The sequence below is a fragment of the Caballeronia sp. LZ032 genome, from assembly GCF_031451315.1.
GTDB lineage: Bacteria > Pseudomonadota > Gammaproteobacteria > Burkholderiales > Burkholderiaceae > Caballeronia.
The window spans coordinates 2,960,255-2,982,355 of sequence record NZ_JARUXP010000001.1; the positions used below are offsets into that span (position 1 = coordinate 2,960,255).

Below are 22,101 nucleotides of genomic sequence, written 5' to 3' on the forward strand. Positions count from 1 at the left end.
CTTCTGGCGGAGTCATCCGGGAGGCCGTCCGTTCGGCCAGGGTCCTCGCCCCGGCACGCCGCCTCGGGTAAAATCTCGGGCTGGCTCCGCAAGGTTCGGGACTCGGGCGTCACAGCGCTTCGTCCCGCCGGCACGCGCGGCACACGTCAACAGCCCGTCGTCGAGCGGTCCTGTTGCACCGAACCCGCGCCGAACCCGCGCCGAACCCGCGCCGAAGGCCCTCACGGCCGCCTCCACGCTCAGCAAGCGTCATATCAAGTCCAAGGATTCGCCCATGACAGGCTTCGATCGCCAGACGATCTCCGACACCACCGCCAAGATGCTCCTCGAAGTCCAGGCGGTGCACTTCAACGCGGAAAAACCGTACATCTTCACGTCCGGCTGGGCGAGCCCGGTGTATATCGATTGCCGCAAGCTGATCTCCTACCCGCGCGTGCGCCGCGGCCTGATGGAAATGGCCGAGTCGACCATCCTGCGCGACGTCGGCTACGAGCAGATCGACGCGGTCGCGGGCGGCGAAACGGCCGGCATTCCGTTCGCCGCGTGGATCGCCGACCGCCTGATGGTGCCGATGCAATACGTCCGCAAGAAGCCGAAGGGCTTCGGACGCAATGCGCAGATCGAAGGTTTGCTGACGGAAGGCCAGCGTGTGCTGCTGGTCGAAGACCTGACGACCGACAGCCGCAGCAAGATCAACTTCATCAACGCGCTGCGCACCGCCGGCGCGACCGTGAATCACTGCTTCGTGCTGTTCCACTACAACATCTTCAAGGAAAGCGTGTCGGTCTTGAAGGACATCGACGTCGACCTGCACGCGCTCGCCACGTGGTGGGACGTCCTGCGTGTCGCCAAGGAGCAGGGTTACTTCGAAACCAAGACGCTGGACGAAGTCGAGAAATTTCTGCATTCGCCCGCCGAATGGTCGGCTGCTCACGGCGGCGCGACCGCTGCTCCGCAATAAGCGTTTTTTTTGAAGGCTGCATAAAAGCAAAAGCCAGGCAAAAGCTGCTGGCAGAAAAACGCCGAAAAAAAGCCGCTGACTGACTCAGCGGCTTTTTTATTTATTTCGCGATACCGCGCTTACAGCGTGTGCGAGCTTGAAATCGGAGAATCGTCGATACTGCCGTCGCCGGAATAGGCCGAGAGATTCATCAATCCGTTGCTCTGTGCATATTGAAACAATTCGGAATCGCGTTCGATGCCGAGTTTTCGCATGGCCGTATTCTTTTGCGTGCTGATGGTCTTGATACTGCGCCGTAACTGCGCGGCGATTTCCGTAATGGTCATGCCCGAGACAAACAGGCGCACGACCTCCAGTTCGCGTTTCGACAGAATCACGCCGCGCTGCTGTCCGTTCGTGGCGAGGCCCATGCTGTCGAGCGCTGCCTTGACAGACGGACCGAGATACTCCTGGGCTCGCATCACGTGCTGGATGGCCCAGCCGATGTGGTTCATGTCGTCGGCCTTGTTGATGATGGACATGACGCCCACCTCGCGCAGACGCTTGAGCAGCGCCGGATTCTCGAGCATGGTCAGCACCACGAGCTTCACGCGCGGAAACTGCCGCCCGATATAGCCGAGCAGCGGCATGCCGTCGCCGTACGAGCCACCGGGCATGGCGAGATCGGTCACGAGGACGTCGCAGGGCGTCTTCTGCAGGAGCTGGATGAGTTCGGTCGACTGGCGCGCCTGGCCCACAACATCGATTTTCGGGAAACTTGCTGAGCGCCTGCGTGGCGCCAAACAAAATCACTGGATGATCGTCTGCAATGATGACGGTTATTCGCTGGCTCATTCAAATCTCCCGTAAATGGATGGTTTGCGTGCCGCGCGAATTTGCATCGAATTATTCATTTTTTCATTCAAAATGTTCGGAAAAGACCGGCCTCGCCATCCCGCTCGCTTTCCGCCCAAAAGCAAACAAACCCAGGCCACTGGCTAAGTATCAAGCGATAAAGGCTTTAAACCTTTGTTGCAATGTTAAACTGCAACCTGTCAAGAAGCGCATCCATGAGACAAAAAACGTCGTTTCGGTCAGCGAATCGCAGATTAACCGCAACGATTTTGAAAGGAGTCCGGCCCATGCGCCTTACTGGTCGAAGCGGGGAATCGAGTGGCCTGGTCGCATCTGTCCTTTTCATCCTCGGCGCTGCTGCGGCGCTGCCTTTTTCACGCGCAGCGGCGGCCGACGCCGGCTTTACCGTGACCAGCACGGATCTCGCGCCGGGCAAGCCGATCGGGCGCGATCTCCTGTTCGACCAGGCCGGCTGCACGGGCGGCAACCGCTCGCCGCAGATTTCCTGGCGCGGCGCGCCGGCGAACACGCGCAGCTTCGCGGTGACCATCTTCGATCCGGACGCGCCCGGGCGCGGCTGGTGGCACTGGGCGGTCGCGGGCATTCCCGGCGGCACCGAGCGCCTGCCGAACAACGCGAGCGCATCGGGCGTGCTGCGCAAGATGGGCGCGATCGAAGCCCGCAACGACTGGGACACCGACGGCTACGGCGGCCCCTGCCCGCCGCCCGGCAAGGCGCACCGCTACGTGGTGACGGTGTACGCGCTCGACAGCGACGACCTGCGGCTGCGCCAGGGCACCCCGGCGCTGATGTTCGAGCATGAGATCCGCACGATGGCCATTGCCACTGCGCAGCTGACTTTCAGTTACGGCCGCTGACCACAGCGTTCGCGAACCGTGCGGTCGCGCCGGTAAGCCTTCGGCCGACTTTGCTAGACTGGCCGGAACCCTTCCCCACCGATCTCCACCGTCCGGCGGCGTCACATTCCGGCAAGGCGCGCTGGCGCCCTCCCATGCATGCTGACCGCCGGCTGGCCGACGTGGACAGACACAAGGCCATCATGCCGACTATTGCCATCGTCTATCACAGCGGCTACGGCCACACGAAAAAGGTTGCCGAAGCCGTGCTCGCCGGCGCGACCGAAGCGGGCGCGAGCGTCAAGCTGATCGCCGTCGCGGATCTCGACGACGCCGCGTGGAACGACCTCGACGCCGCCGATGCCATCGTCTTCGGCGCGCCCACGTACATGGGCGGACCGTCCGCCGACTTCAAGAAATTCGCCGACGCCAGCTCCAAACCCTGGTTCGCGCAGAAGTGGAAGGACAAGATCGCGGCGGGCTTCACCAATTCCGCGCACATGAACGGCGACAAGTTCCTGACCATCTCCTACTTCGTCACCCTGGCGATGCAGCACGGCATGATCTGGGCCGGCACCGGCATGATGCCGTCGAACACGAAGGCGGCCACCCGCAACGACCTGAACTTCATCGGCGGCTTCACGGGCTTGCTGACGCAATCGCCCGCGGACGCGTCGCCTGATGAAGCGCCGCCGCCCGGCGACCTCGAAACCGCGAAGGCATTCGGCGCGCGCATCGCGGCCGTGACCGCTCGCTGGACCGGCAATGCGTCCGCCTCGGAAAGCGGCGGAAGCGGCGGAAGCGGCGGACATGAGGCAGCCTCGGAATCGCCTTAAAATAGCGGTTTTGCGGCGAGCGGCCGCACGAACCAGCGAGATCGAGATGACCACGAAAGTATTTGTCGACGGACAGGAAGGCACCACCGGCCTGAAGATTTTCGAATATCTGTCGCAACGCCGTGACATCGAGGTGTTGCGCATCGAGGATGCGAAGCGCAAGGACGTCGAGGAGCGCCGTCGCCTCATCAATGCCTCCGATGTGACGTTCCTGTGTCTGCCGGATGTCGCGTCGCGCGAATCGGTTTCACTCGTCGATTCCGGCAACACGCGCACCGTGATGATCGACGCGAGCACCGCGTTCCGTACCCAGGACGACTGGGCCTACGGCCTGCCGGAACTGGCGCGCGCGCAGCGCGAACGCCTGCGCACGGCGAAACGGATCGCGGTGCCGGGCTGCCATGCTTCAGCATTCGTGCTGTCGGTGCAGCCGCTGGTCGCGAGCGGACTCGTCTCCGCCGATTTCGATGCCCACGCCTACTCCATCACCGGCTACAGCGGCGGCGGCAAGAAAATGATCGCGGAGTATGAAGCGGGCGGCAATGAACTGCTGATGAGTCCGCGCGCCTACGCGCTCGGCCTGACGCACAAGCATTTGCCGGAGATGTCGGTGCGCACGGGACTGAAGCGCGCGCCGGTCTTCACGCCGATCGTCGGTCCGTTCCTCAAGGGCTTGGCCGTCACGACGTACTTTTCGCCCGACCAGCTCACGCGTCCCGCCAGGCCGCAGGACGTGCGCGACGTGCTCGCCGAGTACTACAACAACGAGCCGTTCGTCCGCGTGATGCCGTTCGACGCCGACAGCAACCTCGACGCCGGTTTCTTCGACGTGCAGGCCTGCAACGACACGAATCGCGTCGATATCTTCGTGTTCGGCAACGATGAGCGCTTCGTCACCGTGGCGCGGCTCGATAATCTGGGCAAGGGCGCGTCGGGCGCGGCGATCCAGTGCATGAACCTGGCTATCGGCGCTGACGAAGAAGCGGGTCTCGCGCGCTGATTGCCGCTGCGGGATGAGAAAAGGCCGGTCCACTTCAATGTGACGGGCCTTTTAGTTGTCTGGTGCGTAGCAGCATCAAAGGCCGCAGATAAAAAAAGCCCGCCGAGTTGGCGGGCTGAATCCATATCAATGGAGACATGGAGGAGACAGGAGCGACTATACCGGCGCTTATGATGCAACGCAACATACGCTGTTGCGCCGGTTCCACAGTCCTGCCTTCACGGCTGTGTCATCGACAGGATGAATTGCAGCTGATCCGCAGCAATCGGCTTGACGAGATGCACGTCGAAACCGGCGTCGAGCGTCATCTCGCGATGCTGCGGTTGCCCCCAGCCGGTCAGCGCCACCAGCATGATCGCGTGGCCGTGCGGCAAAAGCCGCAGCTCGCGCGCCGCCGCCAGACCGTCGACCATCGGCATGCCCAGATCCAGGATCACCACATCCGGCGCGAACTGCGCGGCCACTTCCACCGCCTGCGCCCCGTTTCCCGCCAGCGCCACTTCGTGACCCATCGCGGTCAGCAGGTTCGCGAGGCCTGCGAGCGCATCGTCGTCGTCATCGGCTATGAGGATGCGCTTGCTCACGATGGCCTCAGCGTGTTCCGGAAATTTCGAGTTTCAGCCGGTTCGACCCGGCTTGCGCCGCCGTAATGCTGGTGCGCGCACCGCGTGCGCCGAGGTAGAAATGCTGGCGGGCGGGCGAATTCTGATCGTGCGTCGCGTCCGGAAGACAGGCCGCGATGTCCGCCGCAACGCCCTGCAATGCATCGGCGCTCGCGCCGCCATGCGGCGTCCAGGTGCAGCGATAGTTCGACTGCGACGCGGCGCACTGCGCGTCGTCGCCGTAGGGCAATGCGATGGGACGGCCATCGAGCGCCGACAGCGACGCGAAATTGGGCGCGGCGGCCACGATGCGCTTCAGCGCGCTACAGGGACTGGGCGAGTCGTCCGCCCGGGCGGTCGAAGCCAGCGCAAGCGCGGCGCCGGCAAGCGCGAGCAGCGTTACGCGTCGGACAGTGAAATGCATCAGGCGTCTCCTTTTTTGTCTGTTCTTGTTGGGTTCGCCGCCTACCGGCGGACGAGCGCCACTATCCGCCCGGCGAAAGCGAATGTCTGTTCGAAGCCGAATGAAGCATGCCTGTTGGAGCAAATCGTGCACCCGTTCGAGCAGACGATTGGTCCAGCAGCACTCAGTGGCGCACCAGCGCCATCATCGCGCCGAAGCCGACGAACACCCCGCCCGTCAGACGGTTGAAGGCCTGCGCGACGCTTGCGCTCCTGAGCCGGTCGCCAATGCGCGCACCCAAGCCCGCATAGACCGCGTACCAGCTCACCTCGATGACCGCGAAAGTCGAAACAAGCACCGCGAATTGCGGCAGAACGGGATGGCTTGCATCGATGAACTGCGGCAGCAGCGCCGCCGCGAAAAGGATCGCCTTCGGATTGCTGCCGGCTACGAAGAAGCCATTGCGAAAGAGCCCGAACCGACGCGGCGAATGGACGGTCTGCCCGGCGCTGTCAGTTTCGTCGCGGATCTCGACCACGCCGGTTTTCGCGCGCCAGCTTTTCACCCCGAGCCAGACGAGATAAGCCGCGCCGAGCATGCGCAAGGTATCGAAGAGACGTGGCCAGGCTTCGAGGAACACCCCCAGCCCCGCCGCCGATACCGACAGCATGGCGATCAGCGCGGCGAGACAGCCGGCCATCGTCGCGGTCGAGCGTCTGAGGCCGTGACGCGCGCCATGCGTCATCACGAGCAGCATGTTGGGACCGGGAATCGCGGAGACGACGAATACAGTGGCGACGAACAGCCACCAGACATGCAGGTTCATTGCGGCGCAGCGGAAGAGGGAAAGGGATCCGCATTATGCCGTCCGCGAGAAGCGGCGCAAGCAAATCCCGAAGACGCGCTGTCCGAGTGAAAAAGCCAGCCTTCAGCGTCCCGCCCGACGCGCCGCCACCTGACCGAGCACGGCGAAATCCTTCTCGCCGTCGCCGTGCGCAAGGGCATCGACGAGGTTGTCGCGCACGACGCTTGCCACGGGCAGCGGCACATTGACAGCCTCGCCGGCGGCGATGGCCAGGCGTACATCCTTCAAGCCAAGCCGTGCCTTGAAGAGCGCCGGCTCATAGCGCTGCTCGGCGATCATCTTGCCGTAGCCCGCGTACACCGGTCCCGGAAACAGCGAGTTCGTGATGACATCGAGCAGGGTCCGGGACGCCACGCCGTGGCCGGTCACCAGCGCGGCCGCTTCGCCGAACGACTCGATCGCCGAGGCCAGCATGAAATTCGCCGCGAGCTTGAGCACGTTGGCGTGCTGCGGTTCATCGCCGACGCGCCAGGTCTTCTGGCCGAGCACGTCGAGCACCGGCTGCACGCGATCGATCGCGTCAGCCGCGCCCGCCGCAAGGATGTTGAGCTTGCCTGCCGCCGCGACGTCGGGTCGCCCGAGCACGGGCGCGGCAACGTACGCAATGCCGTGCTGCGCGTGCAGCTCCGTCAGTTCGACGGCGAGCGCCGCTGAAATCGTGGCCATGTTCACGTGCACGAGCCCCTTCGGCGCGCGCCGCAACAAGGCGCCGTCGACGAGCACGGAACGCAGCGCGTGATCGTCGGCCAGCATGGAGAACGCGGCGTCGCCGGCGAAGGCCTGTTCAGGCGTATCCACCACCGATGCACCCTGGTCCGCGAGCGCACGGGTCTTGTCGCGCGAACGGTTCCACACGCGCACCGTGTGCCCGGCCTTCAGCGCGTTGCTCGCCATCGCGCCGCCCATCTCGCCCAGTCCGATAAATCCGATATCCATGTTCCATGACTCCTTCGTGGCCCGTTTCGGTTCGAGCCTCAGTTAAGCACATCGACCGGCAGCGCGCCGGAGCGCCCGATGCGATACTGCCCGCATGGTCGAGGCGCGCTTTCACTTTCACGGCGAATTGAACGACTTCCTCGCGCGGCCGCAGCGCGGGCGCACGTTCGCGTGCCAGTTCGCGCCGACGTCCTCGGCCAAGCATGTGATCGAGGCGCTTGGCGTGCCACACACGGAAGTGGGAGCGATCCTGAGGAACGGCGGGCCGGTGGGCTTCGACGCGCAGATCGAACCGGACGATCTCATCGAGATCCATCCGGCGAGGCGCGCGGCAACGGACATGGCCAGTGGCGGACTGCTGTTGCGCCCGCCGCTGCGTGCCGCCGATCTGCGCTTCATCGCCGATGCGCATCTCGGTGGTCTCGCGCAATTGCTGCGGCTCGCCGGTTTCGATACGCGCTACGACAACAACTTCCCCGACGAGGAAATCGAGCGGCTTGCACAGGCGGAGAGCCGCATCGTGCTGACGCGCGACCGCGAATTGCTCAAGCGTCGCACGGTGCTGTACGGCTGCTATGTGCGCGCGTTACAGGCCGACGATCAATGGCACGAGCTGGCGGACAGGCTGGCCCTGGCGCCGCACGCGCGGCCGTTCCGGCTGTGCCTGATGTGCAATGCGCCGTTGCGTCCGGCCGGCCCGGGCGAGATCGACGGCCGTGTGCCCGATGGCGTGCGGGAGCGGCATACGCGCTTTGTCACCTGCGACGTATGCCGCCGCGTGTTCTGGGAAGGCTCACACTGGCGCCGCATGCGGGCGCGCATCGACGCATTGGCCGACGCGGACCGTTAACGGTCACGACGCTTTTCGCGGGTGGCCACTGCGTGTTCCGTACAATACGAGACTTTGGCAACAAACCGCCCCGGAGCATCGCGTGAACAAATTCCAGCTGGAACAAACCAAGGCATTCAAGCTTGCCAACGACCTCAAACAGGGCGGAAAGAACCGCATCGGTGCCGCTGACGAAGCAAAGCTGGATCGCCGCGAACAGCGCAAGCTCGATCAGGCCAAGGGTCTCGTGCCGTTCGCCTGCAAGCTGGACGAGAAGCTCGTCAAGCAGTTGAAGGAGCGCGCGGAGGCCCACGAAGGCGACATGACCGACGTGCTGGCGGAATTGCTGGTGAAGGCGGGGCTCGAACGATAAGGTCCGGCGCGGTTGCGGACGCTAACTGTCTTCGTCTTCACAGCGCCCGCGACAGCTGTAAATCAGAAGCTGCGCGTCCGTGACGTGATAGACGAAGCGATGCTTCCCGTCGATGCGACGCACCCACGCCTTCCTGTAGCGCAACGGTTCCGGCTTGCCCTGTCCTGCGAACGGGCTGCGGCAGCACTCGTTGATCAGCCCGGTCACTTTTTCGAAGATCTTCGCGTCCGACACGCGCCAGGCATGGTAGTGATGCCAGCTTGGCTTCGAGAACTGAATGCTGCGCGCCATCATCCGGCCTGCCCGGAGCGTCTGGCGAACAGCGTTCCGAGAAAGCCGGCGAACGCGGTCTTCAGTCCTTTCGCCTGGCCTGCGCTTCGCGGCGCGTCAGATTCCACCGTAGCGCGTGACCTCGTGGTCGAACCATCGCCCTGGAAATCTTCCGGAGAGAGCAATATCTCCTCCGTATAGCCAAGCGACTCGAACCACGCAAACGACTCCTCGATCAAGCGCTTGTCCAGCTCCCGCTCCGCTTCTTCCACGCGCCATGCGATGCGCGCCAGCGCCTGCACCGACATCACGACGAGTTCTTCCGATTCGAGCAGCGGCAGGGTTCCCCATTCGCCCAGCCGATCAGCCGCACGCGCCGCTTCGTACTCGCGCTCGATCAACTCAACCGTCCTGACCATGTCTGCCCTCGCACGTGAATCGCACATCGACGGGCACAGTATCACCGGCGGCCGCCTCAGCGCGCCACCTGTCCGAACGGCCAGCGCTTTTTCAGACGCTTCCCTCTTTTTCGATCACCAGAATGCGCGCCTCGCCGACCGGTTCGGCGCAGTGTTCGTCGCCGGCCTGCGCGTGGAAGATATCGCCGGCGCGCAACGTGAGCACGCGTTCGCCCTCGGGACCGCGCACATGCATGCGCACTTCGCCCTGCATCACGGCGAACACTTCCTCGCCGTCGTTGACGTGCCACTTGTAGGGCGTGTCGGTCCAGTGCAGCCGGCACGAGGTGCCGTTCATCACGCAGATGTCGAGCGCGCCCCACGCGCGCTCCGCCTTGAACTTGCCGCTTTCGATCACTTTCATTCGATACCGCCTAGCGATTGAGATCGCGCGCTTCGTCGACATCCGCGTGGCGCGTCGCGGGAATGCACGCCACCGCGATCAACGAGAGCGCGAGTCCGCCCATCACATAGAAGGTGGGCGCGAGTTGAGAGTCCGTGACGCGGATCAGCCAGGTCACGATGAACTGTCCGAAGCCGCCGAAGATCATCACCGCGATGTTGTACGCGAGCGAGAGTCCGGTCGAGCGGATGTGCGCGGGAAACAGCTCGGCGATGAGCGCGCCGAACGGTCCATAGTAGCCCGAGAGCGCGATCGACAGCAGCGCCTGAACGATCACGAGCCGCAGCACGCTGGGCTCGGCCGCGAGCCACGCGAACAGCGGATAGATCACGACGAACGTGATGCCGAGCGACCACAGCGACAAACCCTTGCGCCCGATGCGGTCAGACCACGCGCCCGCGATCGGCGACAACACCGTCAGCAGCAGATTGCCGACGATCAGCGCCGTGAACGACTGGCCGAGCGGCAGCTTCAGTTGCTTGACGGCGAAGGTCGGCAGATAGGCGATCAGCACATACACCGTCACCGTCAGCGCGACCACGGCGCCGAGCCCGCACAGCACTTCGCGGCCATGGCTGCCGAAGACCTCGCCGAGCGTCGCGCGCCGCGCGGTCTTGCGCGCGTGCAGGAAGGCTTCGGTGTCGGACATGCTGCGGCGAATGTACAGGCCGATCGGACCGATGATCAGCCCGAAGATGAACGGCACCCGCCAGCCCCAGGCATCGAGCGCCTGCGGAGACAGCCCGCGCGTGATCGCCGCGCCGACGAGCGCACCGAGCAGCAGCGACGCCGCCTGGCTCGCCATCTGGAAACTGCCATAGAGACCGCGCTTCGAGAAAGGCGCTGCCTCGATCAGCAACGCGGTCGAGCTGCCGAACTCGCCGCCCGCCGAGAACCCTTGCAGCAGCCGCGCGAACACGATGACGAGCGGCGCGCCGATGCCGATTGCCGAGTACGGCGGCGCGATGGCCAGCAGGAAGATGCCCAGCGTCATCAGGCCGATGACCAGCGTCAGCGCCGCCTTGCGGCCGGCGCGATCCGCATAGAGGCCCAGCACGATGCCGCCCACCGGCCGCATGACGAACGCGACGCCGAACGTCGCGGTGGTCAGGAGAATCGAGGAATAGTCGCTCGCGCTCGGGAAGAACAGCCGCGCGATGACGACCGTCATGAAGCCGAATACCGTGAAGTCGTACCACTCCAGTGCGTTGCCGATGACAGCCGCCGTCACGGCGCGCGCGTTCAGTGGTCTGGCGGGCATGCGTTCCCCTGAGGTCGATGGTTGCGATGATTGCCATGGATGCGGGCGTCATGCGTCGGGCTGCGGCTGCGGTTGCGGCTTCGAAACATGGCCCCGCTGGTCTCGTGCCGTCCGCGTTTTGTTGCACCGATTCGCACGCGCGGCTGATTTTTCCTCGCGAGTGTAAAGACGCCTTAATCCGCGATCAAGCGAATCGCGCACACGAAAAAGCGCGCCCGGACTTGCGGCCGGGCGCGCTTCGGTTCGCTGCGCGGGGTGTCGCGAGGCGTGTTACGCCTTCTTCACATAGGCACTGCACCAGCCCTTCGACGCAACCTGCTTGTTGCTGAACATCGGGCACGGCGCGTAGGCGTCGGTCGGCTTGCCCTGATAGAACTGGCAGTTGCCGCAGTCCTGCCCGGCGGCATATCTCGCGTACTTGGCCTTGTCCACCTTGCTGGCGTCTTCCTTGTAGCCGAGCGCCTGTGCGGTGGGATCGCTCTCCGTAACCTTCGCCGCATCCGCGGCGAACGCGGTGCGGGCGCCGAGCGCGAGCGTCGAGGCGACGCCCACGCTGGTCAGAATGAACGTGCGACGTGATGTCTTCATGGTGACTCACTCCATGGTGTATTGGGGGTTGCGCCGTTCTTGGCGACGGCGACAACCGAGCATAACAACCTGGAAGCGGGTCGAGGACCTCAAATGCCGGAGATAAGAATCGACGGAAAGCCGTCCGTAATCTAGCGCGTCATGTCGGCCACGCGCTCGCCGATCGCAAGCGATGCCGTCAGTCCCGGCGACTCGATGCCGTACAGGTTCACGAGCCCCGGCACGCCATGCGCGGACTTGCCCTGGATCATGAAATCAGCGGCGGCCTGGCCCGGTCCCGAGAGCTTCGGCCGGATGCCGGCGTAGGCGGGTTGCAGCGCATCGTCGGGCAAGCCCGGCCAGTACGCGCGGATGGCGGCATAGAACGAGTCGGCGCGGCGCGGATCGACATCGTAGTTGAGCGTCGGCACCCATTCGACGTCCGGGCCGAATTTCGCCTGGCCGCCGAGATCGATCGTCAGATGAACGCCCAGGCCGGCTTCGTTGGGCATCGGGTAGATGAGCCGCTCGAAGGGCGTACGGGCGCTCACGCTGAAGTAGTTGCCCTTCGCGAAGTAGAGCGGCGGCACGTGACGGTCATCCAGGCCGCGGATCGAACTTGCGATTTCGTTCGCGTGCAGGCCGGCGCTGTTGATCAGATACGACGCCCGGAAACGCGCCGGCGACGCGCCGCCCGTCTCGACGATGAAGCAGCCCTCGCGCGCATCGATGCTGGTGACCGGCGTATGGAACACGACGTTCGCGCCGTGCTGCTCGGCCTCGCCTTGCAGCGCGAGCATGTATTGATGACTGTCGACGATGCCGGTGAGCGGCGAGAAGACCGCCTCGACGCACTCCAGCTGCGGCTCCATTTCCTTCGCCTGGGCGGCGCTGATGCGCACCAGACCCTTCACGCGGTTTTCGGTGCCCTTGTGCTCCAGCGCCGCGAGTTGCGGCACCTGGTTGCGCGCCGTGGCCACCAGCAGCTTGCCGCATTGCCGGTGCGGCACGCCATGCGCGCGGCAGAAGTCATACAGCATGTCGCGGCCGCGCACGCAGAGTTCGGCCTTCAGCGAGCCGCGCGGGTAATAGATGCCTGCATGGATGACTTCGCTGTTGCGCGAACTCGTGCCGATGCCGATCCCCTCCCCCGCCTCCAGCACGATGACCTCACGCCCGCGCAAGGCCAGCGCGCGGGCGATGGCCAGTCCCACTGCGCCCGCGCCGATGACCACACACTCGATCCGATCCATGTCTTGTCCGTCGCACATTCCGTCCTGGCTATTCTACGTTCGGGACTATTGCGCAATACACAACAAACCCACACGACTAGGATCGTTTTCCGGTGCAATTCGGAAAAAGGCAAGAATCTGGCCGCCAAATGTCGAAATTGCCAGGTTTTTGGAGCGTTTTTGGCAATTTCGCCATTTTCGACTTTTCAGAAACCCATGGCTTTCTTGTGCGAATGACGGTCGAGATGGATGTCGCGCGCGTCGACGTGATGCCGGCCATCGATACGCGCATTGCCGAATGCATTCAGCATCGCCCGCCGCATGCCGCGCGGCGACGCCCGCGTGAGCGCGTCGAGCGGCGCATCCCCGAGGGTTTCCGGGAAGCGCGCGCCCCATGCGTGTGCCTCGCGGATCTCGGCGTAGATCGCCTGAGCGATGCGACGCGCACCGTCCCGGTCGGGCGGCGGAATCTCGTACACGTTCATGCGGTTCAGCAGCGGCTCGGGAATCGCGCGCGCGTCGTTCGCGGTGGCGATCCACACCACGTTGCCCGCGTTCACCGGCACTTCGGCGAATTCGTCGATGAAGCTCTGCGCCGTGTCGTGCTCCAGCAGCGCGTACAGCGCGCCGAGCGGATCGTATTGCGCGTCGCCGGTGGCCTTGTCGATTTCATCGACGGTCATCACGGGGTTTGCATAGCTGCCGTTCACAAGGGCATCGAAGACCTTGCCCGGCTTCGCATTGCGCCATTGCGACGACGCCCCCGACAGGATCCAGCCGGCCGTCAGCGAACTCATCGCCACATAGTGAGACGTCGTGCCGAGCAGCCGCGCCAGTTGTTTCGCGAAATGCGTCTTGCCGATGCCCGGTTCGCCGAGCAGCAGCATGGGCATGAGTTCGAGCCGGTCATCGGTTTCGAGACACAGCGCGATCTGCTTGCGGATGTCGTCGAGCGGCTCCTCGAAATTCGGCAGGCTGGCCGCGAGGTCGTCGATGGACGGCATGCGGTTCGGCTTCACGCAGAAGCGCAGATTGCCTACCTTGAGCATTTTTTCGTAGGTGGCGCGCAAGGCTTCGCTTGCGCCCTCGGACAACTCGTTGAGCGCGGTCTCCACGTCGTCGAGACTGTAGACCTTGCTGAACGATGCCACCGCGAGTTCCTGTTTCACCACGGCCGTCGTCATGTCGCACCCCGTCTTTGTTCTGGTCGGTGAGTCCAGTGTAGCGACGCCAAAAGGCCGCGCAAGCGAGCAGTCTCGCGCGTGTGCTGCCAATCCAAAGCACAGGGCCTCACCGACAGAGCCGCGTTTTGCGTGGGCTAGTATCATCGTCGGGATCGCGCGGCGGGCGGGTTCGAAACATGCTCTTTCAGGTGCCGGGGTTGAGCGATGTACAGGTCAGCCCCACGTGCGTGTTTCAGCGGCGCGCTGAACCGGCGCCGTGCCGCCGTGTCAGAGGAAGTTGCCGAGGAACGCCGATCCAGCGGCCGCCCGCCGGGCGCGCCGCCATCCGAACAGTCCGCGCGCAGGAGCCGCTTTCAATGCCTACAACGATACGAACCGCCTTTGTACAACTCGCGCTTGCGACAGGAGCCGGCCTCGCCGCCTTCAGCGCCTGCGCGCAGAGCACGGCGCCGCAGCCGGTGCAGTGGGAACTGCAGGTCGTGCGCGACGGGCAGCAGATCGACAGCTTCTCCGGCACGACGAACGTCGGACAGGCCCGCACGGAAACGCATCACAACAAGGTGCAGAACCGCGTGGGCTGCGCGGATCAACCCGCGGGCGAGATCGATCTGCAACGCACGCTCACCGTCTCCCCGACCCACGCCAGCGCCGATGACATCACGCTCGCCATCGACGCCCAGGAAACCCTGCAGGACGACAGCACGCGCGCGTCACCATCCGGCTGCAAGCTGCCGCCGGTGCCGCGCCAGGTAAGCGGCGCGCATCCGGGGCTCGTGCTCAAGCCGGGCGAATGGGGACAATGGCAGATCATCGACAGCAATCCGTCGCTCGCCTACCGGGTGCGCGCGACGCTCCCCGCTTCCACGGCGGCGCAATGACAACCGCGGCGACATGGCTTCCGGCGCGCCGCACAAGATACAGAACGCATGCGAAACCCAGAACATCTTCCGCCCGGCCCGTCCGCTGATCCGGCCACTCCGGATTTCACGGCGGTCAGCTGGAACCTCCACAAGGGCCGCTCGCCGCTCGGCTTGCGCGCGTGGAACGCGATGCAGCGGTGGGTGCAGACCACCAACGCAGACGTCTATTTTCTCCAGGAAGCGATGGCGCGGCGCATGCCGCAGCCGATGCTCGCCACCGGCTTCGGCAATCCGCTGAACGCGCCGCTCGACGATGTCTGGCATTGCCAGGCCACCGAAATCGCCACCGCGCTCGAGTTGCAGATCGCTCTGGGGCCGAACGTGTTCAAGCCGTCGTGGCGGCACGGCAATGCGATCCTGTCGCCGCATCCGCTCGATCTGTCGGGGCGCTGGGATATCTCCGCGCATCGCTTCGAACGGCGCGGTTTGCTGGTCGCGCGCGCGACCTTCGCCGGCCGCGCCATCACGCTGCTGTGCGCGCATCTCGCGCTGACAAGACAGGCGCGCTTGCGGCAGATGAACTGGATCGCGCACTGGATCGCGAAGGAAGCGCCCGAAGGACCGCTCGTGCTGGCGGGCGACTTCAATGACTGGCGCAACGACTCCACGCCGCTGTTCGCCGAACTGGGCATGCAGGAAGTGGCGAACATGCTGGGGGAATCGGGCCGTACGTTTCCGGCGTTCTCGCCGGCGCTCGCGCTCGACAAGATGTTCGTGCGCGGACTGAAACCAGTCGAATGGCTCGTGCCGACGCAGGATACCGCGTGGCTCTCCGATCACCTGCCCTACATGGCGCGGCTGCGCGTGGACTGAGCGCGGCGCCTCGATCCGAGGTTACTTCCGCTTGCCGGCGAGCGCGGCTTCGATCTCCGCAATGCCGACAGGCTTGGTCAGATGATGATCGAAGCCGGCGGCCAGCGCTTCCTGACGGTCGGCCTCGCCACCCCAGCCCGTCAAGGCGAGCATCAGCACGTGCTTGGTCACATCGCGCTTCCTCATCTCCCGCGCCACCTCGAGTCCGCTCATGCCAGGCAAGCCGATATCGAGCACGACCACATCCGGCGTGAAGTCGTCGATGGCGGCAAGCGCGCGCGGGCCGTCGTGCTCGGTGCGCACTTCGTGTCCGAGTGCTTCGAGCAGCATCGAGAGCGCGAGCGCCGCGTCGAGGCTGTCGTCGACGAGCAGGATGCGGCGGCCTTGCATCGCGCCGCCGTCCGCTTCGGCGATGGTGTTCATGCGAATTCCCGTGATTCGTCGTCGCGCGAGGCCCGTGCTCCGGCGCTCGCGCAACTATATTGAGATAGTGCGGGGACTGTAGCACAGCGCTTTCGCGCCACAGAATGGCGGAGCAATCCGGCGTGCGCGGGCTCTGCTATCGTGACTGCTTCACGAGCCGCCGTTCTTGCGCATCCTGTCATGTTCGATCTCTTCGACGACATCCCCAAGCCCGATATCGTGTGGCATCCGGACTGGATCGAGGCCGACGCCGCCTCCGACCTGATGGGCGCCCTGCTCGACGAAGTCCGCTGGCAACAGGACACGATGACCACGCCCGGCGGGCGCGTGCCGCTGCCGCGCCTGACCGCGTGGCAAGGCGAGCCCGATGCGGTGTATGTGTACTCGGGCATCCGCAACGTGCCGCAACCATGGACGCCGGCTGTCACGCAGTTGCGCGAGCGCGCCGAAGAGGCCTGCGGCGCGCGCTTCAACAGCGTGCTGCTGAACCGTTATCGCGACGGGCTGGACAGCATGGGCTGGCACGCCGACAAGGAACGCGAACTCGGTCCTGAACCGGTGATCGCGTCGGTGAGCCTGGGCGCGACACGCACCTTCGAATTCCGTCACGCGCGCACCCATGCCACGCATGCGCTCGTGCTGTCGCACGGCAGCCTGCTGGTGATGCGCGGACGCACCCAGCTCGAATGGGTGCATCGCGTGCCGAAGGAACCGGGCGCGCGCGGCGAGCGCATCAATCTCACCTTCCGCTGGGTCGATGCGTCGAAGCGCAAACCCAGCCGCGCTTAGGGCCGCTTCGCGACGAAATCGATCTCCACGAGCGCGTCCCGCGCAAGCCCCGTCACGCCGATGCAAGTACGCGCCGGCAGCGGCTTCGGCAGGAAGTAGGCGCGGTACACGGCGTTCATCGCGTCGTAGTCGCGCTTGAACTCGGTCAGGAAGATGCGCACGCTCACAACGTTGTCGAGCGTCAGGCCAAGGCCGCCGAGCACGAGAATCAGGTTGTCCATCACGCGCCGCGTCTGGGCTGCGACGCCTTCGGGCAGCGGCGCGGCGTCGTCGTCGGGGTCGGTCGGCATCTGGCCGGTCAGGAACACCCAGCCATCCGCCTCCGCGGCATGCGAGAAAGGACCGACCGGCGTCGGCGCGGCATCGACCATCGTGAACCTGGGCAGTTGCGTCACTTCTTCTCCTGAACGTCTGTTGGGTTGCGTCGGGTGGCGGAGCCTCGAACCTTAGCGCGCCAAAATTGGGCATGAACGCTCCTGCCTTACCGCCGCGTCAGCTTTGATGCGAAGATGACCGGAACCCCGTGCCTCCATCGAACGCTCCATGCTTCCTTATCCCATCCTCGCCGACGCGCTGATGCGCATGCTGACCGCGATGTTGATCGGCTGCATCATCGGCATCGACCGCGATCTGCACGGCAAGCCGACCGGCATGAAGACGCTCGGGCTCGTGTCGCTCGGCGCGTGCCTCGCGACCATGTGCGCACAGGGCTTTTCCATGACGCTCTCCGACGACGCCGACGTCTCCCGCGCGGTGCAGGGCATCGTGACGGGCGTCGGCTTTCTCGGCGCCGGCGTGATCCTGCAGAATCCGCGCGAGAACCGCGTGCGCGGCCTCACGACGGCGGCATCGATTTGGGTGACCGCGGCGGTCGGCATCGTGTGCGGACTCGGCGTGTGGAGCGTCGCGTTTCTCGCGATGCTGCTGATGATCCTGCTGATGGTGTCGGGACGCGTCGTCGAGAAGCGTCTGTTGCGGCGCTGGATGAACAAGCCGGAACACGAACGCAAAAACTACGACGACGTCGGGGAAATCTGAGCCGCGCGCGGCAGGTCTTTCCTGACCCGTCGCAGGCCTTGCCGCTTACCAGCCGTGACGTTCGTGCCAGCGATCTTCACGGCGCATCTCATGACGCCAGTGACGTTCGCGCCATTCGTGACGACGCCATTCGCGTTCGCGCCAGCGCTCGTGCTCCCGATAGCCGGGACCATAACCGTAGTAGCCCACCGGTTCGGCGGGCTGCGCGTACACGGGCACGCCGACGCCAACCGCTACATCCACATGCGCATTCGCCGCCGCCGACATCGCGAGCGCCGCAAGCCCCGCCAGTCCGATTGCCGTACCCAGAAGTTTCTTTTTCATATCGCGTTCTCCTTGCACCTCGTGCCGGGTGAGTCAGGAGCAGTCTAAGAAGCGCTTCGCGATACAAGTGCTACGGGTCTGCCAGAAAGGTAACGTCAGGTAACGGTCAACCGCTGGTCAGGTGACGCGATGGGTTTCAGCGTGACCTAGCGCACGCGCTTGCCGGACGCATCGATGACGACTTCGCCGTCCTCTTTCGTGAACGGCCCCTTCTGCGGCTCGGGCAGGATATCGAGCACGAGCTCGGACGGACGGCAGAGCCGCGCGCCTTTGGGGGCATCGACGAAAGGACGGTTGATGAGGATCGGATGAGCGAGCATCGCGTCGATGAGCTGGTCGTCGGTGAGACTGGCATCGTCGAGACCGAGCTCCGCGTACGGCGTGCCTTTTTCGCGCAGCGCCTCGCGCACCGACAAGCCCGCACGCGCGATCAACGCGACCAGCGTCTCGCGCGCGGGCGGATGGGTCAGATACTCGATCACGGTCGGTTCGATGCCCGCGTTGCGGATCAACGCCAGCGTGTTGCGCGACGTGCCGCACTTCGGGTTGTGATAGATGGTGACGGTCATGATCGAGAAATCCTTGCGTTCGTGAGAAGGGGTGACGCCTCGCATTCTAGAGCCCTCGCGCGCGGATGACATGCGCGCCACGTCAGCGACAGGCCCCCGACTCCCTTCCTGCGGCATGATCAATTGTCCTGTTCATTCGCCGTTGCGCGGCCTATAACAAATTGTGCAACGACGAAGCACGCCGCCTTGACCGGCGAGCATCGGCGCTCCGTCTGCATCGCACCCGCGAGATGCCGCGCGCGAGGTGGATCGCATTCGAACCGCGCCAGACATCATCGCGGCGCCACGCGCAGCCCGACCAGAACCGGCGCCGGGGCCTTCAGCAGCACGGGCGAAGCATGGCAGATCAGGACACGTGGCACGTTCTGTGCGGAGCATCGAACCGCAACAGTGAACAGCGCCGAGCAGCCAGCCTGCATCCCGCCGACAGGCGACAGGCCGGCGACAAGCGAGCGCGCCTTTTCCTCAAGGAGTCGACATGAAATCACGTATTGCCATGGCGGCGCTGGCCGTCTCGTTATTCGCCACTGCGGGCCTGGCGTCTGCCCAGCAGTCCTATTACCGTACGGCTCAAGTGCCGGGTCAGGCCACCGCCGATACCTGGAGCGATCCGAATGCGCCTCAGCAGAGCGCCATGCAAGGTCAGTCCGACGACATGTCGTATGGCGGCGCGCCGATGACACGTGGCGCAGCCGGCGCGACGACGATGGGCACGATGGACAGCTCTGCATCGAAGCCCTGCACACGCGGACCGCAGTGCAATATCTTCTTTGGAAACTGAGCCGGCACGAACGTCCGGCAACTGCGTTAGCATCAGGTGCATGAACACGCGCCCGGCCTGAGCGGCCGGGCGTGTCCCTTACTCTTCCAAGGGTCGCCCACATGCACCGCGAAGAATTTCTCGCGCAACTCTCGAGCGCCGGCTATGACGAAGTCGTCACGGTCACGCGCGATCCGGACGGCGCACTGGCTCTGCACACGCATCCATTCGAGGCACGCGCCCTGATTCTGTCGGGCGAGGTCACGATCCGCATCGGCGACGACGCCCACACCTATCGCGCGGGCGACATCTTCCATCTCGCGGCACACACTGAGCATTCGGAGACATACGGGCCCGAGGGCGTCAGCTATCTGGTCGGACGCAGGTAAGCGGAGCGGAACATATCGATGGCGACACGCAAGCAGACCTCGAAATCTAAAGGCGGGCGCATACGCGTCGGCATCGGCGGATGGACATTCGAGCCATGGCGCGGCACGTTTTATCCCGCCGATCTCGTGCAGAAACGCGAACTCGAATATGCAAGCCGTGCGCTGACCAGCATCGAGGTGAACGGCACGTTCTATGGCTCGCAAAAGCCCGCGAGTTTCATCAAGTGGCGTGACGAGACACCCGACGATTTCGTCTTTTCGCTGAAAGCGCCCCGCTACGCGACCAATCGACGCGTTCTGGCCGAAGCCGGCGACACCATCGAGCGATTCTTCGGCAGCGGCGTGCTCGAACTGGGCGACAAGCTGGGCCCGATCAACTGGCAATTCGCGGCGACCAAGCAATTCGACCCTGAAGATTTCGAGCGCTTTCTCGAACTGCTGCCCGCGAAGCTGGACGGACGCACGATCCGACATGCGGTCGAAGTCCGGCACGAGAGCTTCTGCGATCCGGCCTTCGTCGCGCTGGCGCGCAAGTATCGCGTTGCTGTAGTGGTGGCCGGCGATTCGAAGTATCCGCAGATCGCGGACGTCACGGCGCCTTTCGTCTATGCACGCATCATGGGCACCACGGAGAAGCAGGCGAAAGGCTACGCGAAAGCAGCGCTCGACCGCTGGACCGCGCGTGCGCAGTCGTGGGCGGCGGGCGCGGCCCCGGACGACTTGCAGACCTTCGGCAAGCCGCCGCCCAAGGCCGCCGCGCGCGACGTGTTTCTCTACGTCATCAGCGGCCACAAGGTGCACAACCCGGCGGCCGCCATGGCGCTGCTCGAACGCCTGAACAAATAGGCTCAGCGCACGAGCGACGGCTTCTTGTTGTCGAAGGTCCAGTTCGGGATCAGATACTGCATCGCGACGCCGTCGTCGCGTGCGCCGAGGCCGTGCTCCCGGTACAGCGCGTGGGCCTTCTCGACTTCGTCCATGTCCAGTTCGACGCCCAGCCCCGGCGCCTGCGGCACCTTCACCTTGCCGCCGACGATCTGCAGCGGATCGCGCGTCAGGCGCTGGCCGTCCTGCCAGATCCAGTGCGTGTCGATGGCCGTGATCTTGCCCGGCGCCGCTGCGGCGACGTGCGTGAACATCGCGAGCGACACGTCGAAGTGATTGTTCGAATGCGAACCCCACGTCAGGCCCCAGTCGTTGCACATCTGCGCGACGCGCACCGAACCCTGCATCGTCCAGAAGTGCGGATCGGCCAGCGGAATGTCCACGGATTGAAGCTGGATCGCGTGGCCCATCTGGCGCCAGTCGGTGGCGATCATGTTGGTGGCCGTCGGCAGGCCGGTCGCGCGGCGGAACTCCGCCATGACCTCGCGGCCTGAGTAGCCATTTTCCGCACCGCACGGGTCTTCGGCATAGGCAAGCACGTCATGCTGGTCGCGGCACAACCGGATGGCTTCCGCCAGTGACCACGCGCCGTTGGGATCGAGCGTCACGCGTGCTTCCGGGAAGCGTTCGGCCAGCGCCGTCACCGCTTCGATTTCCGCATCGCCGGCCAGCACGCCGCCCTTCAGCTTGAAATCGTTGAAGCCGTAGCGTGCCTGGGCCGCTTCGGCAAGTCGCACGACCGCCTCCGGCGTCAACGCCACTTCGGTACGCAAGCGCTCCCAGTCGTCCTGACCATCCGCGCCCGATGCATACGGCAGATCCGTCTTGTTGCGATCGCCGATATAGAACAGATAGCCGAGCATTTCCACTTCGTCGCGTTGCTGGCCCTCGCCGAGCAGCGCGGCCACCGGCACGCCGAGATGCTTGCCGAGCAGGTCGAGCAGCGCGGCCTCGAGCGCGGTGACTGCGTGAATCGTCGTGCGCAGGTCGAAGGTTTGCAGGCCGCGTCCGCCCGCGTCGCGATCCGCGAACGCCGTGCGCACCGCGTTCAGCACCGCCTGCATGTTGCCGATCGACTGCCCGACCACGTGCGCGCGCGCATCGTCGATGGTCTTGCGGATGTTCTCGCCGCCCGGCACTTCGCCGACGCCCGTATTGCCCGCGCTGTCCTTCAGGATCACAAGATTGCGCGTGAAGAACGGGCCGTGCGCGCCCGAGAGATTCATGAGCATGCTGTCGCGGCCCGCGACCGGGATGACGCGCAATTCGGTGACGGTCGGTGTGGCGTTGGGCTTGACTGCTTGAGTGGACATGATCGTG

At 64.8% G+C, this 22,101-nt stretch carries 29 protein-coding genes and 1 pseudogene; 13 read left to right on the forward strand and 17 right to left on the reverse strand.

What is annotated here, in order from left to right; all coding sequences use genetic code 11:
• The first annotated feature begins 274 nt into the window (after positions 1-274).
• The gene (locus QCE69_RS13875; RefSeq protein WP_309810461.1) at positions 275-961 is read left to right on the forward strand and encodes an orotate phosphoribosyltransferase; all 687 of its coding nucleotides are present in this window, start codon (positions 275-277) and stop codon (positions 959-961) included.
• Between the two features lie 119 nt (positions 962-1,080).
• Here QCE69_RS13875 and QCE69_RS13880 read toward each other — a convergent pair.
• Positions 1,081-1,795 (reverse strand): annotated as a pseudogene (locus QCE69_RS13880) (response regulator).
• A 287-nt stretch (positions 1,796-2,082) separates the two neighbouring features.
• Between QCE69_RS13880 and QCE69_RS13885 the strand changes: the two are divergent.
• The 3 genes from QCE69_RS13885 to argC all read left to right on the forward strand — a co-directional run bounded on the left by QCE69_RS13885 (position 2,083) and on the right by argC (position 4,488).
• Entirely contained in the window at positions 2,083-2,673 is a 591-nt protein-coding gene (locus QCE69_RS13885) for a YbhB/YbcL family Raf kinase inhibitor-like protein (RefSeq protein WP_309918915.1), read from the forward strand.
• Between the two features lie 182 nt (positions 2,674-2,855).
• Positions 2,856-3,488, forward strand: coding sequence for a flavodoxin family protein (locus QCE69_RS13890; RefSeq protein WP_309931651.1), 633 nt, complete (start codon positions 2,856-2,858; stop codon positions 3,486-3,488).
• Between the two features lie 46 nt (positions 3,489-3,534).
• Positions 3,535-4,488, forward strand: coding sequence for an N-acetyl-gamma-glutamyl-phosphate reductase (gene argC, locus QCE69_RS13895; protein WP_309931184.1), 954 nt, complete (start codon positions 3,535-3,537; stop codon positions 4,486-4,488).
• Between the two features lie 218 nt (positions 4,489-4,706).
• Here argC and QCE69_RS13900 read toward each other — a convergent pair whose 3' ends face one another.
• The 4 genes from QCE69_RS13900 to QCE69_RS13915 form a co-directional block, all read right to left on the reverse strand.
• Positions 4,707-5,072 carry a response regulator gene (locus tag QCE69_RS13900; protein ID WP_309918921.1) on the reverse strand — a complete coding sequence of 122 codons (366 nt, stop codon included), beginning with the start codon at positions 5,070-5,072 and terminating at the stop codon, positions 4,707-4,709.
• A gap of 7 nt (positions 5,073-5,079) precedes the next feature.
• The gene (locus tag QCE69_RS13905; protein WP_309931185.1) at positions 5,080-5,514 is read right to left on the reverse strand and encodes a hypothetical protein; all 435 of its coding nucleotides are present in this window, start codon (positions 5,512-5,514) and stop codon (positions 5,080-5,082) included.
• A gap of 163 nt (positions 5,515-5,677) precedes the next feature.
• Positions 5,678-6,319 (reverse strand): LysE family translocator, encoded by a 642-nt coding sequence (locus tag QCE69_RS13910; protein WP_309918931.1) that lies wholly within the window; start codon positions 6,317-6,319, stop codon positions 5,678-5,680.
• A gap of 102 nt (positions 6,320-6,421) precedes the next feature.
• Positions 6,422-7,336: an NAD(P)-dependent oxidoreductase gene (locus QCE69_RS13915; protein ID WP_309931652.1), complete on the reverse strand. Its 915-nt coding sequence runs from the start codon at positions 7,334-7,336 to the stop codon at positions 6,422-6,424.
• Between the two features lie 52 nt (positions 7,337-7,388).
• On the opposite strand from QCE69_RS13915, the gene QCE69_RS13920 reads away from it, so the two are divergent.
• Together QCE69_RS13920 and QCE69_RS13925 are read left to right on the forward strand one after the other, a co-directional pair.
• A complete protein-coding gene (locus tag QCE69_RS13920; RefSeq protein WP_309931186.1) occupies positions 7,389-8,144 on the forward strand; it encodes a Mut7-C RNAse domain-containing protein in 756 nt (251 codons plus the stop codon).
• 82 nt (positions 8,145-8,226) lie between these two features.
• The gene (locus QCE69_RS13925) at positions 8,227-8,496 is read left to right on the forward strand and encodes a hypothetical protein (RefSeq protein WP_309918937.1); all 270 of its coding nucleotides are present in this window, start codon (positions 8,227-8,229) and stop codon (positions 8,494-8,496) included.
• A gap of 21 nt (positions 8,497-8,517) precedes the next feature.
• Here QCE69_RS13925 and QCE69_RS13930 read toward each other — a convergent pair whose 3' ends face one another.
• The 7 genes from QCE69_RS13930 to QCE69_RS13960 form a co-directional block, all read right to left on the reverse strand.
• Positions 8,518-8,787 carry a Txe/YoeB family addiction module toxin gene (locus QCE69_RS13930; RefSeq protein ID WP_309931188.1) on the reverse strand — a complete coding sequence of 90 codons (270 nt, stop codon included), beginning with the start codon at positions 8,785-8,787 and terminating at the stop codon, positions 8,518-8,520.
• Positions 8,787-9,185, reverse strand: a complete 399-nt coding sequence (locus tag QCE69_RS13935) for a hypothetical protein (RefSeq protein ID WP_309931190.1) — start codon at positions 9,183-9,185, stop codon at positions 8,787-8,789. Before QCE69_RS13935 ends, QCE69_RS13930 begins: the two co-directional genes overlap by 1 nt.
• Before the next feature lie 91 nt (positions 9,186-9,276).
• The gene (locus tag QCE69_RS13940; RefSeq protein ID WP_309810496.1) at positions 9,277-9,588 is read right to left on the reverse strand and encodes a cupin domain-containing protein; all 312 of its coding nucleotides are present in this window, start codon (positions 9,586-9,588) and stop codon (positions 9,277-9,279) included.
• 10 nt (positions 9,589-9,598) lie between these two features.
• Positions 9,599-10,888, reverse strand: coding sequence for an MFS transporter (locus QCE69_RS13945; protein WP_309810500.1), 1,290 nt, complete (start codon positions 10,886-10,888; stop codon positions 9,599-9,601).
• Positions 10,889-11,158: 270 nt separating this feature from the next.
• On the reverse strand, positions 11,159-11,476 hold the full coding sequence (locus QCE69_RS13950; RefSeq protein WP_309931192.1) for a high-potential iron-sulfur protein: 318 nt from the start codon (positions 11,474-11,476) through the stop codon (positions 11,159-11,161).
• Positions 11,477-11,607: 131 nt separating this feature from the next.
• Positions 11,608-12,708: an NAD(P)/FAD-dependent oxidoreductase gene (locus QCE69_RS13955; RefSeq protein ID WP_309918945.1), complete on the reverse strand. Its 1,101-nt coding sequence runs from the start codon at positions 12,706-12,708 to the stop codon at positions 11,608-11,610.
• 185 nt (positions 12,709-12,893) lie between these two features.
• Entirely contained in the window at positions 12,894-13,871 is a 978-nt protein-coding gene (locus QCE69_RS13960; protein ID WP_309931195.1) for an AAA family ATPase, read from the reverse strand.
• A 356-nt stretch (positions 13,872-14,227) separates the two neighbouring features.
• Here QCE69_RS13960 and QCE69_RS13965 point away from each other — a divergent pair, with 356 nt between their 5' ends.
• Positions 14,228-14,749, forward strand: coding sequence for a hypothetical protein (locus QCE69_RS13965; RefSeq protein WP_309918948.1), 522 nt, complete (start codon positions 14,228-14,230; stop codon positions 14,747-14,749).
• Positions 14,750-14,797: 48 nt separating this feature from the next.
• Complete coding sequence (locus tag QCE69_RS13970; protein WP_309810512.1) at positions 14,798-15,604, forward strand: endonuclease/exonuclease/phosphatase family protein; 807 nt, start codon at positions 14,798-14,800, stop codon at positions 15,602-15,604.
• 21 nt (positions 15,605-15,625) lie between these two features.
• Here the strand turns inward: QCE69_RS13970 and QCE69_RS13975 are convergent, their stop codons facing one another.
• Complete coding sequence (locus tag QCE69_RS13975; protein WP_309918952.1) at positions 15,626-16,027, reverse strand: response regulator; 402 nt, start codon at positions 16,025-16,027, stop codon at positions 15,626-15,628.
• A gap of 180 nt (positions 16,028-16,207) precedes the next feature.
• Here QCE69_RS13975 and QCE69_RS13980 point away from each other — a divergent pair, with 180 nt between their 5' ends.
• Positions 16,208-16,816, forward strand: a complete 609-nt coding sequence (locus tag QCE69_RS13980) for an alpha-ketoglutarate-dependent dioxygenase AlkB (RefSeq protein ID WP_309931198.1) — start codon at positions 16,208-16,210, stop codon at positions 16,814-16,816.
• Here the strand turns inward: QCE69_RS13980 and QCE69_RS13985 are convergent.
• Complete coding sequence (locus QCE69_RS13985) at positions 16,813-17,187, reverse strand: RidA family protein (RefSeq protein WP_404984773.1); 375 nt, start codon at positions 17,185-17,187, stop codon at positions 16,813-16,815. The two genes, QCE69_RS13980 and QCE69_RS13985, sit on opposite strands and share 4 nt — an antisense overlap.
• A gap of 172 nt (positions 17,188-17,359) precedes the next feature.
• Between QCE69_RS13985 and QCE69_RS13990 the strand changes: the two genes are divergently transcribed.
• Positions 17,360-17,854, forward strand: coding sequence for an MgtC/SapB family protein (locus QCE69_RS13990; protein WP_309918961.1), 495 nt, complete (start codon positions 17,360-17,362; stop codon positions 17,852-17,854).
• A gap of 45 nt (positions 17,855-17,899) precedes the next feature.
• Here QCE69_RS13990 and QCE69_RS13995 read toward each other — a convergent pair whose 3' ends face one another.
• Positions 17,900-18,178 carry a hypothetical protein gene (locus QCE69_RS13995; RefSeq protein WP_309810525.1) on the reverse strand — a complete coding sequence of 93 codons (279 nt, stop codon included), beginning with the start codon at positions 18,176-18,178 and terminating at the stop codon, positions 17,900-17,902.
• Positions 18,179-18,324: 146 nt separating this feature from the next.
• Entirely contained in the window at positions 18,325-18,747 is a 423-nt protein-coding gene (gene arsC, locus QCE69_RS14000) for an arsenate reductase (glutaredoxin) (protein WP_309918963.1), read from the reverse strand.
• A gap of 478 nt (positions 18,748-19,225) precedes the next feature.
• On the opposite strand from arsC, the gene QCE69_RS14005 reads away from it, so the two are divergent.
• From QCE69_RS14005 to QCE69_RS14015, 3 genes are all read left to right on the forward strand, one after another.
• The gene (locus QCE69_RS14005) at positions 19,226-19,528 is read left to right on the forward strand and encodes a hypothetical protein (protein WP_309931200.1); all 303 of its coding nucleotides are present in this window, start codon (positions 19,226-19,228) and stop codon (positions 19,526-19,528) included.
• 101 nt (positions 19,529-19,629) lie between these two features.
• The gene (locus tag QCE69_RS14010) at positions 19,630-19,896 is read left to right on the forward strand and encodes a cupin domain-containing protein (RefSeq protein WP_309918968.1); all 267 of its coding nucleotides are present in this window, start codon (positions 19,630-19,632) and stop codon (positions 19,894-19,896) included.
• Between the two features lie 18 nt (positions 19,897-19,914).
• Entirely contained in the window at positions 19,915-20,742 is an 828-nt protein-coding gene (locus QCE69_RS14015; RefSeq protein WP_309931202.1) for a DUF72 domain-containing protein, read from the forward strand.
• 2 nt (positions 20,743-20,744) lie between these two features.
• On the opposite strand, the gene gudD is transcribed toward QCE69_RS14015, so the two are convergent.
• Positions 20,745-22,094 (reverse strand): glucarate dehydratase, encoded by a 1,350-nt coding sequence (gene gudD, locus QCE69_RS14020; protein ID WP_309918975.1) that lies wholly within the window; start codon positions 22,092-22,094, stop codon positions 20,745-20,747.
• Positions 22,095-22,101: the final 7 nt, after the last annotated feature.

Bases quoted from the DNA above. Each gene is read 5' to 3' on its own strand.
- QCE69_RS13975 (WP_309918952.1), bottom strand. From the start codon at position 16,027: ATGAACACCATCGCCGAAGCGGACGGCGGCGCGATGCAAGGCCGCCGC.
- QCE69_RS13950 (WP_309931192.1), bottom strand. From the start codon at position 11,476: ATGAAGACATCACGTCGCACGTTCATTCTGACCAGCGTGGGCGTCGCC.
- QCE69_RS13890 (WP_309931651.1), top strand. From the start codon at position 2,856: ATGCCGACTATTGCCATCGTCTATCACAGCGGCTACGGCCACACGAAA.
- QCE69_RS13990 (WP_309918961.1), top strand. From the start codon at position 17,360: ATGCTTCCTTATCCCATCCTCGCCGACGCGCTGATGCGCATGCTGACC.
- QCE69_RS13970 (WP_309810512.1), top strand. From the start codon at position 14,798: ATGCGAAACCCAGAACATCTTCCGCCCGGCCCGTCCGCTGATCCGGCC.
- QCE69_RS13960 (WP_309931195.1), bottom strand. From the start codon at position 13,871: ATGACGACGGCCGTGGTGAAACAGGAACTCGCGGTGGCATCGTTCAGC.
- QCE69_RS14010 (WP_309918968.1), top strand. From the start codon at position 19,630: ATGCACCGCGAAGAATTTCTCGCGCAACTCTCGAGCGCCGGCTATGAC.
- QCE69_RS13930 (WP_309931188.1), bottom strand. From the start codon at position 8,787: ATGGCGCGCAGCATTCAGTTCTCGAAGCCAAGCTGGCATCACTACCAT.
- QCE69_RS13885 (WP_309918915.1), top strand. From the start codon at position 2,083: ATGCGCCTTACTGGTCGAAGCGGGGAATCGAGTGGCCTGGTCGCATCT.
- QCE69_RS13980 (WP_309931198.1), top strand. From the start codon at position 16,208: ATGTTCGATCTCTTCGACGACATCCCCAAGCCCGATATCGTGTGGCAT.
- QCE69_RS13985 (WP_404984773.1), bottom strand. From the start codon at position 17,187: ATGGTCGATGCCGCGCCGACGCCGGTCGGTCCTTTCTCGCATGCCGCG.
- gudD (WP_309918975.1), bottom strand. From the start codon at position 22,094: ATGTCCACTCAAGCAGTCAAGCCCAACGCCACACCGACCGTCACCGAA.
- QCE69_RS13945 (WP_309810500.1), bottom strand. From the start codon at position 10,888: ATGCCCGCCAGACCACTGAACGCGCGCGCCGTGACGGCGGCTGTCATC.
- QCE69_RS13940 (WP_309810496.1), bottom strand. From the start codon at position 9,588: ATGAAAGTGATCGAAAGCGGCAAGTTCAAGGCGGAGCGCGCGTGGGGC.
- QCE69_RS13935 (WP_309931190.1), bottom strand. From the start codon at position 9,185: ATGGTCAGGACGGTTGAGTTGATCGAGCGCGAGTACGAAGCGGCGCGT.
- QCE69_RS13920 (WP_309931186.1), top strand. From the start codon at position 7,389: ATGGTCGAGGCGCGCTTTCACTTTCACGGCGAATTGAACGACTTCCTC.
- QCE69_RS13875 (WP_309810461.1), top strand. From the start codon at position 275: ATGACAGGCTTCGATCGCCAGACGATCTCCGACACCACCGCCAAGATG.
- QCE69_RS13965 (WP_309918948.1), top strand. From the start codon at position 14,228: ATGCCTACAACGATACGAACCGCCTTTGTACAACTCGCGCTTGCGACA.
- arsC (WP_309918963.1), bottom strand. From the start codon at position 18,747: ATGACCGTCACCATCTATCACAACCCGAAGTGCGGCACGTCGCGCAAC.
- QCE69_RS13995 (WP_309810525.1), bottom strand. From the start codon at position 18,178: ATGAAAAAGAAACTTCTGGGTACGGCAATCGGACTGGCGGGGCTTGCG.
- argC (WP_309931184.1), top strand. From the start codon at position 3,535: ATGACCACGAAAGTATTTGTCGACGGACAGGAAGGCACCACCGGCCTG.
- QCE69_RS13910 (WP_309918931.1), bottom strand. From the start codon at position 6,319: ATGAACCTGCATGTCTGGTGGCTGTTCGTCGCCACTGTATTCGTCGTC.
- QCE69_RS14015 (WP_309931202.1), top strand. From the start codon at position 19,915: ATGGCGACACGCAAGCAGACCTCGAAATCTAAAGGCGGGCGCATACGC.
- QCE69_RS14005 (WP_309931200.1), top strand. From the start codon at position 19,226: ATGAAATCACGTATTGCCATGGCGGCGCTGGCCGTCTCGTTATTCGCC.
- QCE69_RS13905 (WP_309931185.1), bottom strand. From the start codon at position 5,514: ATGCATTTCACTGTCCGACGCGTAACGCTGCTCGCGCTTGCCGGCGCC.
- QCE69_RS13955 (WP_309918945.1), bottom strand. From the start codon at position 12,708: ATGGATCGGATCGAGTGTGTGGTCATCGGCGCGGGCGCAGTGGGACTG.